Annotated in this window: 12 protein-coding genes and 1 pseudogene; 3 read left to right on the forward strand and 10 right to left on the reverse strand. The window is 64.6% G+C overall.

Features of this window, described 5'->3' with window-relative positions:
- Nucleotides 1–97 precede the first annotated feature (97 nt).
- From CSQ91_RS15675 to CSQ91_RS15685, 3 genes are all read left to right on the forward strand, one after another.
- A complete protein-coding gene (locus CSQ91_RS15675) occupies nt 98–640 on the forward strand; it encodes a sigma-70 family RNA polymerase sigma factor (RefSeq protein WP_099388890.1) in 543 nt (180 codons plus the stop codon).
- On the forward strand, nt 637–1,590 hold the full coding sequence (locus tag CSQ91_RS15680) for a FecR domain-containing protein (protein ID WP_099388891.1): 954 nt from the start codon (nt 637–639) through the stop codon (nt 1,588–1,590). The genes CSQ91_RS15675 and CSQ91_RS15680 overlap by 4 nt, the downstream gene beginning before the upstream one ends.
- Nucleotides 1,591–1,668: 78 nt before the next feature.
- Nucleotides 1,669–4,116, forward strand: coding sequence for a TonB-dependent siderophore receptor (locus CSQ91_RS15685; RefSeq protein ID WP_099388892.1), 2,448 nt, complete (start codon nt 1,669–1,671; stop codon nt 4,114–4,116).
- On the opposite strand, the gene CSQ91_RS15690 is transcribed toward CSQ91_RS15685, so the two are convergent.
- The 10 genes and pseudogenes from CSQ91_RS15690 to CSQ91_RS15735 all read right to left on the reverse strand — a co-directional run bounded on the left by CSQ91_RS15690 (nt 4,107) and on the right by CSQ91_RS15735 (nt 16,254).
- On the reverse strand, nt 4,107–5,921 hold the full coding sequence (locus CSQ91_RS15690; protein ID WP_257217366.1) for a putative bifunctional diguanylate cyclase/phosphodiesterase: 1,815 nt from the start codon (nt 5,919–5,921) through the stop codon (nt 4,107–4,109). The genes CSQ91_RS15685 and CSQ91_RS15690 overlap by 10 nt on opposite strands.
- A gap of 168 nt (nt 5,922–6,089) precedes the next feature.
- Complete coding sequence (locus CSQ91_RS15695; RefSeq protein ID WP_099388893.1) at nt 6,090–7,718, reverse strand: methyl-accepting chemotaxis protein; 1,629 nt, start codon at nt 7,716–7,718, stop codon at nt 6,090–6,092.
- Nucleotides 7,719–7,944: 226 nt separating this feature from the next.
- Nucleotides 7,945–9,420 (reverse strand): xylulokinase, encoded by a 1,476-nt coding sequence (gene xylB / locus CSQ91_RS15700; protein WP_099388894.1) that lies wholly within the window; start codon nt 9,418–9,420, stop codon nt 7,945–7,947.
- A 17-nt stretch (nt 9,421–9,437) separates the two neighbouring features.
- Nucleotides 9,438–10,328, reverse strand: a complete 891-nt coding sequence (locus CSQ91_RS15705) for an AraC family transcriptional regulator (protein ID WP_034786532.1) — start codon at nt 10,326–10,328, stop codon at nt 9,438–9,440.
- A gap of 69 nt (nt 10,329–10,397) precedes the next feature.
- Nucleotides 10,398–11,486 (reverse strand): annotated as a pseudogene (locus CSQ91_RS15710) (ABC transporter ATP-binding protein); the annotation flags it as partial.
- Nucleotides 11,487–11,488: 2 nt separating this feature from the next.
- Complete coding sequence (locus CSQ91_RS15715) at nt 11,489–12,529, reverse strand: NAD(P)-dependent alcohol dehydrogenase (protein ID WP_070281392.1); 1,041 nt, start codon at nt 12,527–12,529, stop codon at nt 11,489–11,491.
- An 11-nt stretch (nt 12,530–12,540) separates the two neighbouring features.
- Complete coding sequence (locus CSQ91_RS15720; RefSeq protein WP_070257990.1) at nt 12,541–13,368, reverse strand: carbohydrate ABC transporter permease; 828 nt, start codon at nt 13,366–13,368, stop codon at nt 12,541–12,543.
- Nucleotides 13,356–14,246 (reverse strand): carbohydrate ABC transporter permease, encoded by an 891-nt coding sequence (locus CSQ91_RS15725; RefSeq protein ID WP_099388896.1) that lies wholly within the window; start codon nt 14,244–14,246, stop codon nt 13,356–13,358. Before CSQ91_RS15725 ends, CSQ91_RS15720 begins: the two co-directional genes overlap by 13 nt.
- Before the next feature lie 81 nt (nt 14,247–14,327).
- Nucleotides 14,328–15,599, reverse strand: coding sequence for an ABC transporter substrate-binding protein (locus tag CSQ91_RS15730; RefSeq protein WP_034786528.1), 1,272 nt, complete (start codon nt 15,597–15,599; stop codon nt 14,328–14,330).
- Nucleotides 15,600–15,771: 172 nt separating this feature from the next.
- On the reverse strand, nt 15,772–16,254 hold the full coding sequence (locus tag CSQ91_RS15735) for a very short patch repair endonuclease (RefSeq protein ID WP_306508838.1): 483 nt from the start codon (nt 16,252–16,254) through the stop codon (nt 15,772–15,774).
- Between the last annotated feature and the right edge of the window lie 280 nt (nt 16,255–16,534).

Genomic DNA, 16,534 nt, shown 5'->3' on the forward strand with positions numbered 1-16,534 from the left:
GGCAAGTGCGTGGCGGGACAGCAACAGCGCATTGCATCGGCACGCTCACCGCGCTAAAATGAGAATAATTCTTATTTGCATTAAGGCCATCCCCACCATGCCAGGCAGTCCGTTCGCGCCCTCCCCCCTGCTGGCCACGCAGCTGGAAATCCATTACCGCGCACACCACGGCTGGCTGGCGCACTGGCTGCAGCGGCGCCTGGGTAACGCTGCCGAGGCCGCCGACCTGATGCAGGATACTTTCGCGCGCCTGCTGGCCAGCGCGCCAATGCAGCCGCAAACGCCTGCCCTGCGCGCCCCCAAGGCTTACCTGGCGACCGTCGCCAAACATCTGCTGATCAACCATTTGCGCCGCCAGTCGCTGGAACGGGCGTGGCTGGCAGCGCTCGCCGCCCTGCCCGAACAGCATCTGCCATCGACCGAGCAGCGCGTGGAAATCCTGCAGGCGCTGCAAGCGGTCGATGCCATGCTCGACGGCCTGAAACCGAAGGTGCGCGCCGTCTTCATCATGGCGCAGATCGAAGGCCATGCCTATGCGGATATCGCCGCGCTGCTGGGCATCGGCGAGCGCTCCGTGAAACGCTACATGGCCGAGGCGCTGACGGAATGCGTGCTGCTGGCGCCGGATTTTCCGGCATGAGCGCCGCTGCTTCGCCATATCCTCCGCTGTCGCGCAAGGTGGCGCGCCAGGCCGTCGAATGGTATTTATTGGAGCAGTCGGGCCAGGCCACGCCGGACGACCTGGCCGCCAGCGCCGAATGGCGCGCACGCGACCCGGAACATGCGCGCGCCTGGAACCGGGTGCAGCAGGTGAGCCAGACGGCTGGCCTGCTGCCGCCGGATCTGGCCGTGCCTGTGCTGCGCCGGCCGCAGCGCCGCGTGGCCGTGCAGGTATTGCTGGCGCTGATGGCGGCGCCCGCCGCGTGGCTGCTGGCACGCCACGAAATGCTGGCCGATTACCGCAGCGGCGTGGGAGAACGGCGTGTAGTGTCCCTGCCCGATGGCGGCACCCTGGTGCTCAACACGGACAGCGCAGTCGACGTGGCGTATGGCGCCGGCGAACGCCTGCTGACCCTGCGCCGCGGTGAAGTGCTGGTGCAGACGCGTCCCGATCATGCGGGCAGCCGCCCTTTCATCGTCGCCACCTGCCATGGCCGCATCCGCGCGCTGGGCACGCGCTTCACCGTGCGCGTCGACGACGACAGCAGCCGCGTGACGGTGCTCGAGCACGCGGTGGAAATCACGCCGCGCGCGCCCTCGGCCACCGTCCGCACGCTCATGGCGGGACAGCAAAGCCGCTTCGACGCCAGCCACGCCGGCCTGCCCACGCCGGCCCCGCTGCAAGCCGATGCGTGGACGCACGGCATGCTGGCGGCGCAGGACATGCGCCTCGATACCTTCGCCTTGGAGCTGTCACGCTACCGCCCCGGCCTGCTGCGCGTGGAGCCGCAAGTGGCGGGCTTGCGCCTGTCGGGCGCCTTCCAGCTCGACGACACGGACGCCGTGCTGGAAAGCCTGGCGCGCATGCTGCCCGTCGACGTGCTGTACCGCACCCCGTACTGGGTCACCATCGCGGCCCGCAAAAAATAGTTGACAAGAATTGGCCCCTTTTTTCGGCATGGCCTGTCCTATGAGTATTACAACGACACTCACCGGAAAGGCAAGACCATGCACCCACCCCGTTTGACTCCCCTCGCGCGCGCCATCGGCAGCGCCGTGTTCCTGCTGTCGCTGGCGCAGGCGCCGGCCATGGCAGCCGATGCCACCACGCCAGCCACCGCGCAAACGGTTTTCCACGTACCGGCCGGCGAGCTATCCACCGCCATCGCCAGCTTTGCCATCGAGGCGAAGGTGAGCGTGGGCGCGGCGGCCGAACTGCTGCAAGGCGTGCGCACGCAGGGCCTGAGCGGCAGCTACACGGTGCCGGAGGCACTGGCCCGCCTGCTGGCTGGCACGGGCCTCGATGCGCTGCCCAGCGGGGAACGCAGCTACGTGCTGCGCAAGGCAGGCACGGCATCGCCCGCCGCGCCGATTGCCGCGACCCTGGGCGAAGTAGCCGTCAGCTCCAGCGCCCTGCGCGACGGCACCACGGAAGGCAAGCGCGGCTACGCGGGCCTGACCAGCGCCACGCGCCTGAACCTGTCGCTGCGCGAAACGCCGCAAGCCGTCAGCGTCATCACGCGCCAGCAGATCGAAGACCAGGGCTTGCGCACCTTGCAGGACGTGCTGGTGCAGGCGCCCGGCATCACGGTCGACCATTCGTCGAGCACGCGCGAATACGACCAGGTATTTTCACGCGGCTTCGAAGTGACGTCGTACATGTTCGACGGCATCCCGACCAGCAAGAACCTGGAAGCGCGCACCTACGACATGGCCATCTACGACCGCGTCGAAATCATCCGCGGCGCGACGGGGCTGATCAGCGGCACGGGCAGCCCGTCGGCCGCCATCAACCTCGTGCGCAAGCGCCCGGGCCGCGCGTTTGCCGCCACGGCCGGCGCGCAGCTGGGCTCATGGGACCGCTACCGCATTGAAGGCGATGTCTCGACGCCCTTGACGACGGACGGCAAGGTGCGCGCGCGCATCGTCGCCGCGCATGAAGACCAGCGCTCGTTCATCGACCGCTACCAGCAGAAAAAGGACGTGCTGTACGCCATCGTCGAAGCGGACCTGACGCCGTCGACGGTGCTCAGCGCCGGCGTCAACTACCAGCAGGAAAAGCTCAAGGGCGCGGGGCGCGAATTCCCCATGTTCTATGCCGACGGCTCGCAGACCCGCTTCCCCCGCTCGATGAACGGCACGGCCGCGTGGAGCACGTATGACCGCGAACAGAGCATGCTGTTCGCCACGCTCGACCATTATTTCGACAATGACTGGATCGCCAAGGTGGCCGTCAGCCGCAGCAGCAACCAGTACGATGCCTTGCAGGGTTTTTCCGGCAACGGCTACCCGGACCGCGCGACGGGCGGCGGCATGAAGCTGTGGCTGGCCAACTGGCACAGCAAGCCGCAACAGTCCTCGCTCGACGCCTACGTCAGCGGCCCGTTCCAGGCCTTCGGCCGCAAGCATGAACTGGTGCTGGGCGTGAGCGCCTCGGAACTCAAGACGAATAGTCCCATCTATCCGGGTTGGCGCCTGACTGGCTACGACTACACGGTGCCGGATATCCACGCCTGGAATGGCGCCATGCCGGTGCCCGACTACAGCGGCACGCGCCTGGGCAGCTCGTACGACAAGGAACGCGAAAGCGGCCTGTATTCGACCCTGCGCCTGCGCCCGACGGACGCGCTATCGGTGATTTTGGGAGCGCGCCTGTCGTACTGGAAGCGCGACATCCGCAGCGATTACGATGCCGACACGGACTTGTACGACGCGATGCGCGAAAACGGCAAGATCACGCCGTATGCGGGCCTCGTCTACGACCTGGGCCGGCACTGGTCGGCCTATGCCAGCTACACCAGCATCTTCACGCCGCAAAGCCAGCGCGACGTCAACAGCCGCTTCCTGGCGCCGCTGGAAGGCAAGAACTACGAAGTGGGCGCCAAGGGCGAATTCTTCGACGGCAAGCTCACCACCAGCGCCGCCCTCTTCCAGCTGAAGCAGGAAAACCTGGCCGAAGCCGATCCGGGCAATGTCTGGATCATCGGCACGGGCGGCGGTTCTTACGCCTATCACACGGTCAAGGGCGCCACTACGCGCGGCTTCGAGGCGGAAGTCTCGGGCCAGCTGCGTCCCGACTGGCAACTGACGGCCAGCTATGCCTATAGCCGCATCCGCAATGCCGCCGGCGCACGCATCCAGACCAACCAGCCGCAGAACATGGCCAAGCTGTGGACCACCTGGCGCCTGGCGCAAGGCGTGCCCGGCCTGGTGCTGGGCGGCGGCGTGAACTGGCAAAGCGATATCTACATGGATGACCGCGGGCCGAACGGCGAACGCTTCACGCAGAAGGCCTATGCGGTGGCGGGACTGATGGCGCAGTACCAGCTCGGCAAGCAACTGGTGGCGACCCTGAACGTCAACAATGTCTTCGACAAGCGCTATTACTCGACGGGCATGGGCGGCTACTACGGCGATCCGCGCAACGCCATGCTGTCGCTGCGCTATCAGTTCTGAATGGCTTCGCCACTTTTGAGCAGCGCCTCGATACCCTCGGGCGCCATGGCGCGGCCCAGGTAGTAGCCAAACGCCTCGTCGCAACCCATCTCGGCCAGCAGTTCCAGCTGCTCGCCGCTTTCCACCCCGCCGGCGATGGTGCGCAGTCCGAGCGTGCGTGCCATCGCCACGATGGCGCGCACCATGGCGCCGTCGCCGCCCGGCTTTCCCACGTCGTCGACAAAACACTTTTCGATCTTCACGGCATCCGTGGGAAAGCGTTTCAGGTAGTTCAGCGAAGCGTCGCCCGTGCCAAAATCGCTGATGGCAATCGCCATGCCCAGCTGGCGGAACTGGCGCAGTATCAGTTCGCAGTTCTGGTTGCGGGCGATCAGAATGCCGGCGGCGATTTCCAGTTCGATGCAATGCCCCGGCACGCCAGCCGCCTCCAGCGCAGCGGCGAAATTGCGTGCGATATCGCGCTGGTAGAACTGGCGCGCCGACAGGCTGACGGACACCGTCAGCATCTGCCCTTGCGCGATCCAGCTGCGCGCCTGCTCCACCGCCGTGGCCATCACCCACGCTCCCACCGGCAGGATCAAGGCGCTTTCCTCCAGTACCGGTAAAAAGTCGAGCGGCATCATCAGGCCCAGTTCCGGGTGCTTCCAGCGCAGCAGCGCCTTCACGCCCGTGATCCTGCGCATCTTCAAGTCCATGCGCGGCTGGTAGTACAGCGCGAATTCATCGCGTTCGAGCGCGTGGCGCAGGGCCGTCTCGAGGATGGTGCGCGAATACGACTGCGTCTGCATGCGCGGCGCGTAGCGCAGGCAGGTACCGGGCGCATGGCGCTTGGCCGCATACATGGCCAGGTCGGCCTTTTCGATCAGCGCATTGACGTCGTCGTCGTCGTCCGGGTACAGGGCCACGCCCACGCTGGCCGCCACCGACAGGCTGTATTCGCCGATGACGAAGGGGGCGGCGATGGCGCCGACGATTTTTTCGGCCACCCGCTCGGCATCGTGCGCCGTGCGCAGTTCCGTCAGCAGGATGATGAATTCGTCGCCGCCCTGGCGCGCCACCGTGTCGACCTTGCGCACGCACTGCTGCACCCGGCGCGCGAACTCCGTCAGCACCTGGTCGCCCACGTCGTGCCCCAGGCTGTCGTTGATGGATTTGAAGCGGTCGATGTCGACGAACAGCACGGCCAGCAACGCCTGGTGGCGGCGCGCGTAGGCGATGCCGTGCTCGAAGCGGATCTGGAAATGCAGCCGGTTCGGCAGCCCCGTCAAGCCGTCGTGGTGGGCGATGAATTCCAGCTGCTGCTCGGCGCGCCGGCGCGCCGACACATCGTGCAGCAGCAGTACGGCGCCGCCCTGCGCCAGCGGCGCGCAGCTGTACTGCACGTCGATGCGCTTGCCGTCGAGATGGCGCAGCAGCACGGCGCCGCGCGCCACTTCCAGCACTTCCTGCTGCGCCACGCAGTCGCGCACCTGGCGCGCCGCATCGATGGGCGTGCCGTCATGGAACAGGGGCAGCAGCTGCGTCACGGGCTGGCCCAGGCCACCGTCGCCCAGCAGTCCGCCCATGGCGCTGGCGCGGGGATTCAGGTACTGCACCACGCCATCGTGGTCCGTGCCGATGACGGCCGCCGGCAGCGCCTGCAACAGGGCCAGCGCATCGGCCATGCGCTGGCCCTGCGCCGCCTGCAGCACGACGCCCGTCGCATGGCGCAGGCGCCACGTGCGCGCCACCTGCCACTGGCAGGCCAGCAGCAAGCTCAGCACCACGGCCAGGACCAGGCACAGCGCCAGCAGCAGCGCCGTCATGCGCCACCCGGCAGGCAAGATTTGGAAGACATGCTTTTCCTTTGCAACGCGCGCCATGCGGCCGGGCGCAGAACCATGCGGAAAGGAAATAGTATAAGAATTTGGGCGCGATATTTGCCTGATCGGGGGCCGCTTGACTGGCATCAAGCGGCACGGGGTAGGTCTTCGTCAGGCCAGCGACAGCCTCCGGGCCAGCGTGGCACCCGCCGGTGCGGCCGCGCCGGGCGCCGCATGCAGCTTGAAGATACTGACGGCGTCGGCCAGGCTGGCCGCCTGCTGCTGCAGCGCGTCCGCAGCAGCGGCGGCCTGCTCCACCAGGGCCGCATTCTGCTGCGTCACGCCATCCATCTGGCTGATGGCGATGCTGATCTGCTCGATGCCGTCGCGCTGCTCCACGCTGGCCACGGCGATCTCGCCGATGATGGCGTTGACACGCTGCACGCTGCTCACCACGTCATCCATCGTGCGCCCCGCCTGGCCGGCCAGCACGCTGCCCTCTTCCACCGTGCGCACGGATTCGCCGATCAGCTGCTTGATTTCCATGGCCGCCGCTGCCGAACGTTGCGCCAGGTTGCGCACCTCGGTGGCAACGACGGCAAAGCCGCGTCCCTGCTCGCCGGCCCGCGCCGCTTCCACGGCCGCATTCAGGGCCAGGATATTTGTCTGGAAAGCGATGCCGTCGATGACGGCGATGATATCGACGATACGCTTCGACGAGGCATTGATATGGCTCATGGTCTGCACCACCTGCGCCACGGCTGCGCCGCCGCGCTGCGCCACGTCGGAGGCGCCGCCGGCCAGCTGGCGCGCCTGGTCCGCGTTGTCGTTATTCTGCCGCACGGTGGACGTCAGCTCGATCATCGAGGCGGCCGTTTCTTCCAGCGAACTGGCCTGTTCTTCCGTGCGCGACGACAGGTCCATATTGCCGCTGGCGATTTCGCCGGACGCCGTGGCGATGGCGTCCGTGCCGGCGCGCACCCGTCCCACGATGGCGGCCAGGTTGCCGCTCATCGCTTTCAAGGCGCGCAGCAGGTCGCCGATTTCATCGCGGCTGCCGTCGGCCACCACGGCGCGCAGGTCGCCCGCCGCCACCTGCTGGGCGATGCCGACGGCCGCACCGAGCGGCACGGTGATGCTGCGGATCAGCCACCACACGGTCACGCTGCCGACGACCAGGGTCACCAGCACGGTGGCCAGCATGGCGATGCTGGCGCTGCGGTGCGCGGCCGCATCCTGCTCCTTCATCTGCGCCATCAGGGTGTGCGACTGCTTGCCGATGGTCGCGACGATGGCGTCGATCTGGCGCGTCGGTTCGCGGTCCATGCCTTTCACCAGCGCATCGACGGCCTGGGCGCTGTCGGCGCGCGCGCCATCATACTTTTGCAGCGCCGCCAGGTAGCTGACGCCCAGCGCGTCGTGCGCCTGCAGCGCCTGCTCCACGGGTGCCGTGTCGAGTTTTAATGCGCCCATCATCGCCTGCAGGCTTTTCAATTCCTTGCGCGTCTGCGCACCGCTGGCAACGAACGCTTCGCGGTAGCGCTGGAAGGCGGCAGCATCGCCGCCGCGCAGCAGGATGTTTTTCCATTCCTGCACCTGGATCTTGAATTCCACCTGCGCGCTGCGCGCCGCGTCCACCGCTTCCGTCAGGGCGACGGAACGCTGCATGGCGTCCGCGCTGCGCGCACTGGCCGCGTCGAGAGCGCTCCAGCCACGCGCGCCAACGAACACCAGCGCAAGGAAGAAGAAGGCGCCCAACAGACCCAGGCGGACGGAGATTTTCAGATTCGCGAGTTGCATGTGTTTCTCCCGGCGGCAAGAACAGGATGGCAACAAAGACGCCACCAAAACTATCCAATTCTCACCAAATAGGGAAATCATGGGGCGCGCCCCGTGAAAAACCAAGCAGCGCTTTCGTTAGAGAAACACTTTCAACATAGAAACAACAAATTACAGCACAAGGTTGACTGGATGGTCATGATTTTCCGTCACCGTTATGGTCATCCGGGCAAGCTTGCTGGCAGCGTCAGCGCGCCACCACAGCCGCTCCCGCGAACTCCTCGCGCAGCAGCGGATACAGCCGCCGGTAGCGCGCCAGGCGGTCGTCCAGCACGGCGGACGCCTGCGGTGCGATGGTTTCCTGCACGGGCGGGCGCGTGCACACCTGCGCGGGCGGCAAGCCCGTCACCGCCATCTGCGCCAAGCGCGCCGCGCCCATGGTGCCGCCAGCCACGCCGTGGTTGTGGCGCAGCACGTCCAGGCCGGAAGCATTCGCGCACAGCTGCGCCCAGAAGCGGCTGCGCGAGCCGCCGCCGACGAACGACGCTTCTTCCAGATGCGTGCCGGCGCTGCGCAAGGCCGCATTGCCGTCGGCCATGGCAAAGGCCACGCCTTCCATCACGCTGTAGGCCAGTTCGGCGCGCCCGTGTTCCGTCGACAGGCCGAAAAATACGCCGCGCGCGGAGGCATCGTTATGCGGCGTGCGTTCGCCGCTCAGGTAGGGCAGGAAGACCGGCGCCGTGCGCGCCTCAACATTTTCCGCCAGGCTGACCAGTTCGCCGATGTCGCTCGACTGCGTCAGCCGCGCCACCCAGCTGAGGCTGGACGCGGCGCTGAGGATCACGCTCATCTGGTGCCAGCGCTCGGGCAGGCAATGGCAGAACGCATGCACGCCCTGGCCCGGATTCGGCGCAAAACCATCGCTGCCCGCGAACAGCACGCCCGAAGTACCCAGCGACAGCAGGCCGGCGCCCGGCTCCACCACGCCCAGGCCCACGGCGGCGGCCGCGTTGTCGCCCGCGCCGCCGGCCAGCAGCACCGGATGCGCGATGCCCCACTCCTGGCACAGGGACGGGCGCACCTGCGCCGCAGCGTCGCTGCCTTCGACCAGGCGCGGCATATGCTCGCGCGTGAGGCCAGTAGCGGCCAGCATGCGCTCGGACCAGTCGCGCCTGGCCACGTCCAGCCACAGTGTGCCGGAAGCGTCGGACATGTCGGACACATACTCGCCTGTCAGGCGCAGCGCCACGTAATCCTTCGGCAGCAAGACCTTGGCCGTGGCGCGGAACAGCGAGGGTTCGTACTTTTGCAGCCACAGCAGCTTGGGCGCCGTGAAGCCGGGCATCGCCTGGTTGCCCGTGATGGCGCGCGACTCGGGCACCAGCGCCTCGAGCTCCACGCATTCGGCAAACGCGCGCGTGTCATTCCACAGGATGGCCGCGCGCAGCACGTGCTGCTGCTTGTCGAGCAGGGTCGCGCCATGCATCTGGCCCGACAGGGCAATGCCGCGCAGGCCGGAAAACGCCACCGGCTGCGCGGCGCGGATGGCCGCGATGACGTCCAGGGTGGCGTGCCACCAGTCCTCGGGATTCTGTTCCGACCAGCCGGGATGGGGGCTGGAGACGCGCAGGGTCACGCCGGCGCTGGCAAGGATGGCCTGGGCGTCATCGGTGAGGATGGCCTTGACTTCGGAAGTGCCGATATCGATACCGAGATAAGTCATTTGATTCCAAAAGAAAGTTAAGAATGGCCGTCGCCTGACGGCTCGGGCATGTTCATCAGCAGGCAGGAGCGGAATTTCGACGGCGACATCTGCTTGTGTGCCAAAAACTGGCGGTTGAAATTGGAGAGGTTGTTGAAGCCCGTGCGATAGCAGATATCGGTGACCTTCATGTCCGTGTTCATCAGCAGCTCGCAGGCCAGCGCGATGCGCTCCTGGTTGACGTATTGAATGAACGAGGTGCCCGTATGCTTGCGGAAGAAACGCGTGAATTTGAGCGTATTCATCTCCGCCACGTCGGCCACGTCCTGCTCGCAAAAATCGAGCGTGATGTTCTGCTTGATATAGGCCAGCACCAGGTTGATGGTCGACGACATGTAGCGGCCAGCCTGCGCCAGGTAGGTGACGCTGGCCAGCGGACGCCGCTCGCGGCAGTCGCACAGCTCGCCGAACAGGCGCGTAAACAGTTCGACCCGGCGCAAGCCCTGCGCCGTCGTCAATTCCTTCATCAGCGGCACCAGGCGCAGGCCCAGCGCATCGGGAAATTGCAAGCCCCTCCCCGCCTCGGCCAGCAGGGCTTTCAGGGGCGCCATCTCCGGGAACAGCAGCGCGCAACGTTCGATGAAGTCGCTGGAAAACTGCAGCACCAGGTCGCGCTCGGGCAGGACCACGCCTTCCGGCAGTTCGCTGACCCAGTTATGCGGCAGGTTCGGCCCTGTCAAGATCAGATTGCCTGCCCCGTAACTGCCGATATGGTCGCCGATAAAAAATTTGCCATTCGATGTGATGATGAAGTGCAGCTCGTACTCGGGATGAAAATGCCATTTCGCCACGGTGTGCGGAAAACCGTGCGCCCACGCGCGAAACGATTCATGGATCGGTTTATGGATCAGTTCCAGGTCAGGCGTCACGGCAGTTCCCTTGCACGGTCTTGGTCACCCTATTCTAACCACTTACTGACCACCGGGCGCCACGGCCAGCCCGCTGTCGGCGTCGAACAGATGCATGTGCTCTTCGTCGAAGGCCAGCGCCAGGGTCTGCCCTACCTGCGCCGCGCTGTTGGCCGCATTCGCCGGCAGCAGGGCCGACAAGGTCAGGGCGCCGCACTGAAAGCTGATCAGCGCTTCGGCACCCAGCAGCTCGACCAGGTCGATGGCGCACGCCAGGCCATGGCTGCCGGCGTGTTCCTGCGGCAGCGCCGCGCGCAAGTGGTTCGGCCGCAGGCCGAAGACCACGCGCATGCCGGCCGGCAGCGGGGCGAAGCGGGGCGAAATCAGCGGCCAGCGGTAGCCGGCGCATACCAGCACCGTTTGCCCGTTCTCTTTTTCGATGACGCCGTCGATGAAATTCATGGCTGGCGTGCCGATGAAACCGGCCGCAAACAGGGTGCGCGGGTGGTTGTACAGCTCCGCCGGCGTGCCGATCTGCTCGATATGCCCGCCCCTCATCAGCACCACCCTGTCGGCCAGGGTCATCGCTTCGAGCTGGTCGTGCGTGACGTACAGGGTGGTGGTGCGCAAACGGCGGTGCAAGCGCTTGATATCGGCGCGCAGCTGCGCGCGCAGCTTGGCGTCCAGGTTCGACAGCGGCTCATCGAACAGGAATACTTGCGGCGTCTTGATCATGGCGCGCGCAATCGCCGTGCGCTGCTGCTGGCCGCCCGACATGGCGCGCGGCTTGCGCTCGAGCAGGCTGTCCAGGCTGAGGATGGCCGCCACCTCGCGCACGCGGCGCTCGATCTCGTCGTTCGGCACCTTCAGGCGGCGCAGGCCGAAGGCGATATTGTCGTACACCGTCATGTGCGGATACAGCGCGTAATTCTGGAACACCATCGCCACGTTGCGCGCGCGGGGCGGCAAGTCGTTGACGACGGCGCCGCCGATCAGCAGCTCGCCGCCGCTGATGTCTTCCAGGCCCGCGATCATGCGCAGCAAGGTCGACTTGCCGCAGCCCGATGGCCCCAGCAGGACGATGAATTCGCCGTCATCGATTTCCAGGTCGAACGGCTGCAGCACGGCCGTCTTCTCGTCATACGTCTTGTGCAGCTGCCTGCAGGCGATATTTGCCATGGTTAGTCTCCTGCCAGTTCAATCTGGATCTTGACGTCGCGCGGATGGCCCTTGGCCGCTTCCTCGAACGCCTGCACGCCGTCGGCAAAGCCGAAGGTACGCGAAATGAAGGGCTTCACGTCGATCTTGCCGGAGGCCAGCAAGGCGATGGCGCGCGGGAAGATGTTCGCGTAGCGGAACACCGATTCGATGCGCACTTCCTTGGCCTGAATGGCGACGATATCCAAAGGCACCTTATCCGGCGGCATGCCGACCAGCACCAGGCAGCCGTTCGGGCAGAGCAGATCGATGATGTTGTCGTAGGCGCGCATGCTGCCGCTGGCTTCAAAAACGATGTCGGCGCCCCAGCCGTCCGTCAGCTCGCGCACCGTATCTGCCAGGCTGGCCTGGCGCACGTCGACCGTGGTGACGGCGGGATTGCCGGCGAACAGGGCCAGTTTTTCCGGCACCAGGTCGGCCAGGATCACGCGCGAGCAGCCGCCCGCCAGCGCGGCCAGGGTGTTCATGGCGCCAATGGTGCCGGCGCCGATCACCACGGCCACGTCGCCCGGCTTGATGGCCGCCTTCCTGGCCGCCTGCAGGCCGATGGCCAGCGGTTCGACGATGGCGCCTTCGCCGAAGCTGACGTTGTCGGGCAGCTTGAAGGTGAACGAGGCCGGATGCACGACATATGGCGTGAGACAACCATGGATGGGCGGCGTGGCCCAAAAGCGCACGGCCGGATCGAGGTTGTACAGGCCGCGCATGGTGGCCGGCGAATCGAACTGCGGCACGCCCGGCTCCATGCAGACCCGGTCCCCTGCCTTCAGGTGCGTGACTTCCGCGCCCACTGCGGCCACCACGCCGGATGCCTCGTGGCCGAGCACCATCGGCGCTTCGACGGCGAAGGGGCCGATCTTGCCGTGCTTGAAGTAATGTACGTCGCTGCCGCAGATGCCCACGGTATGAATCTTGATTTTCACATCGCGCGGGCCGACGGCGAGCGGCACGTCGATATCGCGCAGGGTGATGGAATGCGCCTGTTCCAGTACGAGTGCTTGCATGATAGCCTTCCTTATTTATGTTTGAGCATGGAGTTGAGCAGCCGTCCCAGGATGCCGACGAACAGCAGCGGCGGCAGCGCCAGCAGCACGGTGGAAGCGTTCACCACGCCCCACGGCACTTCCTGGCCCATCGACGTGAAGGCCGACGCCACCACGGGCAGGGTCATGCTTTTCGAGGAGGTGAGCGCCAGCGCGATCATCAGTTCGTTCCACACCAGCACGAAGCTGAAGACGATGCCGCCCATCAGGGTTTTAGAGGCCACCGGCAGGGCCACGTGCCAGAACACCTGGTAAGGGCCGTAGCCGTCCAGCGCCGCCGCTTCCTCGATCTCTTTCGGGATGCGGGCAAACGCGGGAATCGACAGCCAGATGATGGTCGACAGGGTCACCAGCAGATATGTCACCACCATCGACAGGCGCGAGTCGTACAGGCCCAGGTCGATCCAGATCGAGATCAAGGGAATGGCGACGGCGACGGGTGGCAAAAAGCGCAGGGAGAGCAGGAAGAACTGGATATCCTTCTTGGCCGGGATCGGATAGCGGGCGATCGCATACGCGGCCGGCACGCCCAGCACGGCGCCCAGCAACACGGCCACGCCGACGATGGCCACGCTGTTGCCCAGTCCCGTCAGCACTTCGGGGCTGGCCAGCACCTGTTTGTAGTTGGCCAGGGTCGGGCTGAAGAAAAAGCGCGGCACGGGCGTGACGATATCCATCAACTCCTTGAAGGAATTGAGCACGGCCCACAGGATGGGAAACAGCGCCACCAGCACGATGGCGGTGGTAATGGCGGTGGTGGCGGCATGGTCCATGCCGCGCCGAACAGTCAGTTTTCCCATTTGGCGACCCGCTTCCAGAGTAAAGTGAAGATGACAGTCGTGGCCAGCATCATCAGCACGGCCATGCTGGACGCATACGACACCTTGCCCATCAGGCCGATGCCTTGCGCATACGCGTACATGTCCAGGGTTTCGGTGGAGATGCCGGGGCCGCCCTTGGTCATCACGTAGATCAGGTCGAACGAGCGCAGCGACTCGACCATCTTGATGAACACGAGGCTCATGATGGGTACCTTCAGCATCGGCAGCGCAATATACGCATACACCTGGAGCGTGCTGGCGTAATCGAGGCGCGCCGCTTCCAGCGGTTCGGCGGGCAGGGTTTCCAGCAGCTTCAGGATGACGGCGCCGAAGAACAGGCCCCACTGCCAGATGTCGACCAGCGCCACCGCATACAGGGCAGTGGCGGGATCGGACAGCAGGGCCGTGCCGCCCAGGCCCACGCACTCGAGCAGCCAGTTGAGGATGCCCATCAGCGGCGAATACATGAACTTCCAGATGAAGGCGGCCGAGACGCGCGGCAGCAGCACGGGCACGATCAGCAGCAGCGCGATGACGTCACGCGTGCGTCCCTTGACTCTCTCGAACAGGAACACGGCCAGCAGCACGCCGACGATCAGCGAGCCGGCCACGGTGACCACTTCCCAGATGGCCGATACCTGCACGGCATTGACGAAGCGGCGGTCGCCGAACAGGCGGATGAAATTGGCAAAGCCGACGTAATCGCTGTCGCTGTAGCGCAACACGCGATTTTGCAGGGCCAGGTTGATGGCGGCGATGCTGGGCACCAGGCCCAGTATCAGCAGGACCAGCAGCGGCAGCGTCAGAAACACGGCCGGCAGCCAGGTATGGCGTTTTTTACGGATAGTGTGTGGCATAGGAGAGACTCTCGCAACGGACTGTCAGGCACAGGGAAGCTGGCCGCCGCCTTCGCGGGCGGCGGCGGAACGGCATGCGGCTTACTTTCTTTTGCTAGCCCGTTGCATCACTTCCGTCGCGTACTCATTGGCTTCATCGAGCGCGCTTTGCACGTCGCCGCGCGTGCCCGTAAATACCTCTTCCAGCACCACGCCCAGGTTGTCGCCGATGTCCGGCCACTCGGGGCTAGGCCAGATGGTGACGCGCGAGACGGGCGTGGTGTCCGTCAGGCCCGCCTGGATCTGCGGCTTGACGTGCTTGCGGAAGTAGTCGCTGGCGATGGTGCTGCTGCGGTTGTAGTCGCTGAAGACATTGTCCTTCAGGCGCGCCTGCTCCTGTTCCTTGCCCGTGGCGAAAGCGATAAACTTGCCGGCCGCCTGGCGCGTGCATTCATCCTTCGCGCCCGTGGCGGAGATGGCCAGGCCGTGGCCATAGGCGGCCGATGCCAGCGGCGCAGGCGGGCGCACATAGCCGACCTTGTCGACCACCGAGGATTTTTTCGGGTCTTCCATCCAGTCGGCAAACGGCGTCGACTCGATCATGAAGGCCACCTTGCCCGACCTGAACGCTTCGAGTGCATTGCTCCAGTCGTAGGTGGCGCCGCCCGGCGGCGAATACTTGAACAGGTCGCGGTACAAGGTGGTGGCCTTCACGGCCTGCGGCGAATTGAAGGTCGGCACGCCATCCTTTTCCCACTTGCCGCCGGCGGCCAGCATGAACGGCGACCAGCGCCACACATTCATGCCCGAGCCGCGCTGGCCCCGCGCCGCCCAGCCATACACGTTGGGCGGGCTGTTGAGTTTTTTCACGGCGGCGACCAGTTCGTCGAGCGTCTTCGGCACGGCGATGCCGGCCTTTTCCAGCAGGTCGCGGCGGTAGAACAGGAAGTCGCTGCCGCCGATCAGGGGCGCGAAATACGCCACGCCCTTGTACGAGGCGACGGCGCGGCGGCCCGGCAGGAAGTCGTCGTAGTCGGCTTCCTTCGGCAGGTATTTGAGCAGGGGGACGACCCAGCCGGCAGTGGCAAATTCGGCCACGTTGGCTTCATCGATGTAATAGATCTGGTAGGAACCGGCCTTGGTGGAAGCATCGAGCCTGGCCTTGGAGCGGCGGTCGTTTTCGCCGAAATAGCTGATTTGTACCTTGGTGCCGCTTTTCTTTTCATACTCGGCGAGGGTCTTTTCCATCACGGTCAGGCCCAGGCTTTTTTGCGCCAGCACCTTGAGCACAGGCACCGAGCAGCTTTGCGCCGAAGCGTCTGCGAACCCGGCGGACATGAGGGCGCCCCATGCAACAGCAGTCATGATTTTCATAACACGTCTCCATTTTTATAGTCCGGCGGTTTTCCACCGGTATGCCAACTATAAAAACAAAGACCGCGCGCCACCACTACAAAAGGCGCCGGTTTCTAAATACTTTTTTTCAGCCATCCCTCACCTGCTGGCGGATCGTCAAGAGCCAAGATATCCTCATTTGCTCGAGGACTCACACCTCAGGCAAGACACGCCGACAAGGTGCGCCGAGAAATTCTTGTATCGCTTTCGCTACGTTCTGGGGATCACGAAGCTCGCACTCCCACACGACCATGACATCCCATCCACATTGACGCAAGGCATCGACTGCTCGTGCATCGCGTAACTTATTGCCGCTCAATTTTGAGTCCCAAAAATCGATTCGTGACTTAGGCATGCGAGCCAAATCACAACCCTCATGCCGGTGCCAAAAACATCCATGTACGAAGATGACTTTTTTCCTGCGAGGAAATGTCAAATCGGGAGATCCCGGCAGATTCTTGACATGAATTCGATAGCGATATCCAGCTGCGAACACCAGCTTTCGAACCAACAGCTCTGGCCCAGTGTTTTTGCCTTTAACCCGTGCCATCACTCTGCTACGCGATGGCTGATCTATAGTGTCAACCATAATGCACCTCATGAAACCGTGCAAAAATAGTGCCGTTCCTGGCATTTTCAACGGGTAGTTTGAGTCACAACAAATCAGCCCATTGAGTACTGTACAAAAACACAGTAAAATGAGGTCTACAGAGAGATGGACATTGAAGCATATGGCGTGCAGCTACCTCCTTCAGTTTGTTCCTCTTGTGTTCATTGCTTTATACTGCTGCACTACTTAAATGTATCCACATGTATCCACACAGAAGTTGCTATACACACCATCGCATGCAGACGAGAGTGGCAGTTGCCACCCTGCAATGTCAGGTTACGATCAACCACATCGATTCAATAAT

The organism is Janthinobacterium sp. BJB301, from assembly GCF_002735685.1.
GTDB lineage: Bacteria > Pseudomonadota > Gammaproteobacteria > Burkholderiales > Burkholderiaceae_D > Janthinobacterium > Janthinobacterium lividum.

What these genes read in the sequence shown, in the direction of transcription:
- CSQ91_RS15675 (WP_099388890.1), top strand. Translation starts at nt 98, where the DNA reads ATGCCAGGCAGTCCGTTCGCGCCCTCCCCCCTGCTGGCCACGCAGCTG.
- CSQ91_RS15680 (WP_099388891.1), top strand. Translation starts at nt 637, where the DNA reads ATGAGCGCCGCTGCTTCGCCATATCCTCCGCTGTCGCGCAAGGTGGCG.
- CSQ91_RS15685 (WP_099388892.1), top strand. Translation starts at nt 1,669, where the DNA reads ATGCACCCACCCCGTTTGACTCCCCTCGCGCGCGCCATCGGCAGCGCC.
- CSQ91_RS15690 (WP_257217366.1), bottom strand. Translation starts at nt 5,921, where the DNA reads ATGACGGCGCTGCTGCTGGCGCTGTGCCTGGTCCTGGCCGTGGTGCTG.
- CSQ91_RS15695 (WP_099388893.1), bottom strand. Translation starts at nt 7,718, where the DNA reads ATGCAACTCGCGAATCTGAAAATCTCCGTCCGCCTGGGTCTGTTGGGC.
- xylB (WP_099388894.1), bottom strand. Translation starts at nt 9,420, where the DNA reads ATGACTTATCTCGGTATCGATATCGGCACTTCCGAAGTCAAGGCCATC.
- CSQ91_RS15715 (WP_070281392.1), bottom strand. Translation starts at nt 12,529, where the DNA reads ATGCAAGCACTCGTACTGGAACAGGCGCATTCCATCACCCTGCGCGAT.
- CSQ91_RS15720 (WP_070257990.1), bottom strand. Translation starts at nt 13,368, where the DNA reads ATGGGAAAACTGACTGTTCGGCGCGGCATGGACCATGCCGCCACCACC.
- CSQ91_RS15725 (WP_099388896.1), bottom strand. Translation starts at nt 14,246, where the DNA reads ATGCCACACACTATCCGTAAAAAACGCCATACCTGGCTGCCGGCCGTG.
- CSQ91_RS15730 (WP_034786528.1), bottom strand. Translation starts at nt 15,599, where the DNA reads ATGAAAATCATGACTGCTGTTGCATGGGGCGCCCTCATGTCCGCCGGG.
- CSQ91_RS15735 (WP_306508838.1), bottom strand. Translation starts at nt 16,254, where the DNA reads ATGCCAGGAACGGCACTATTTTTGCACGGTTTCATGAGGTGCATTATG.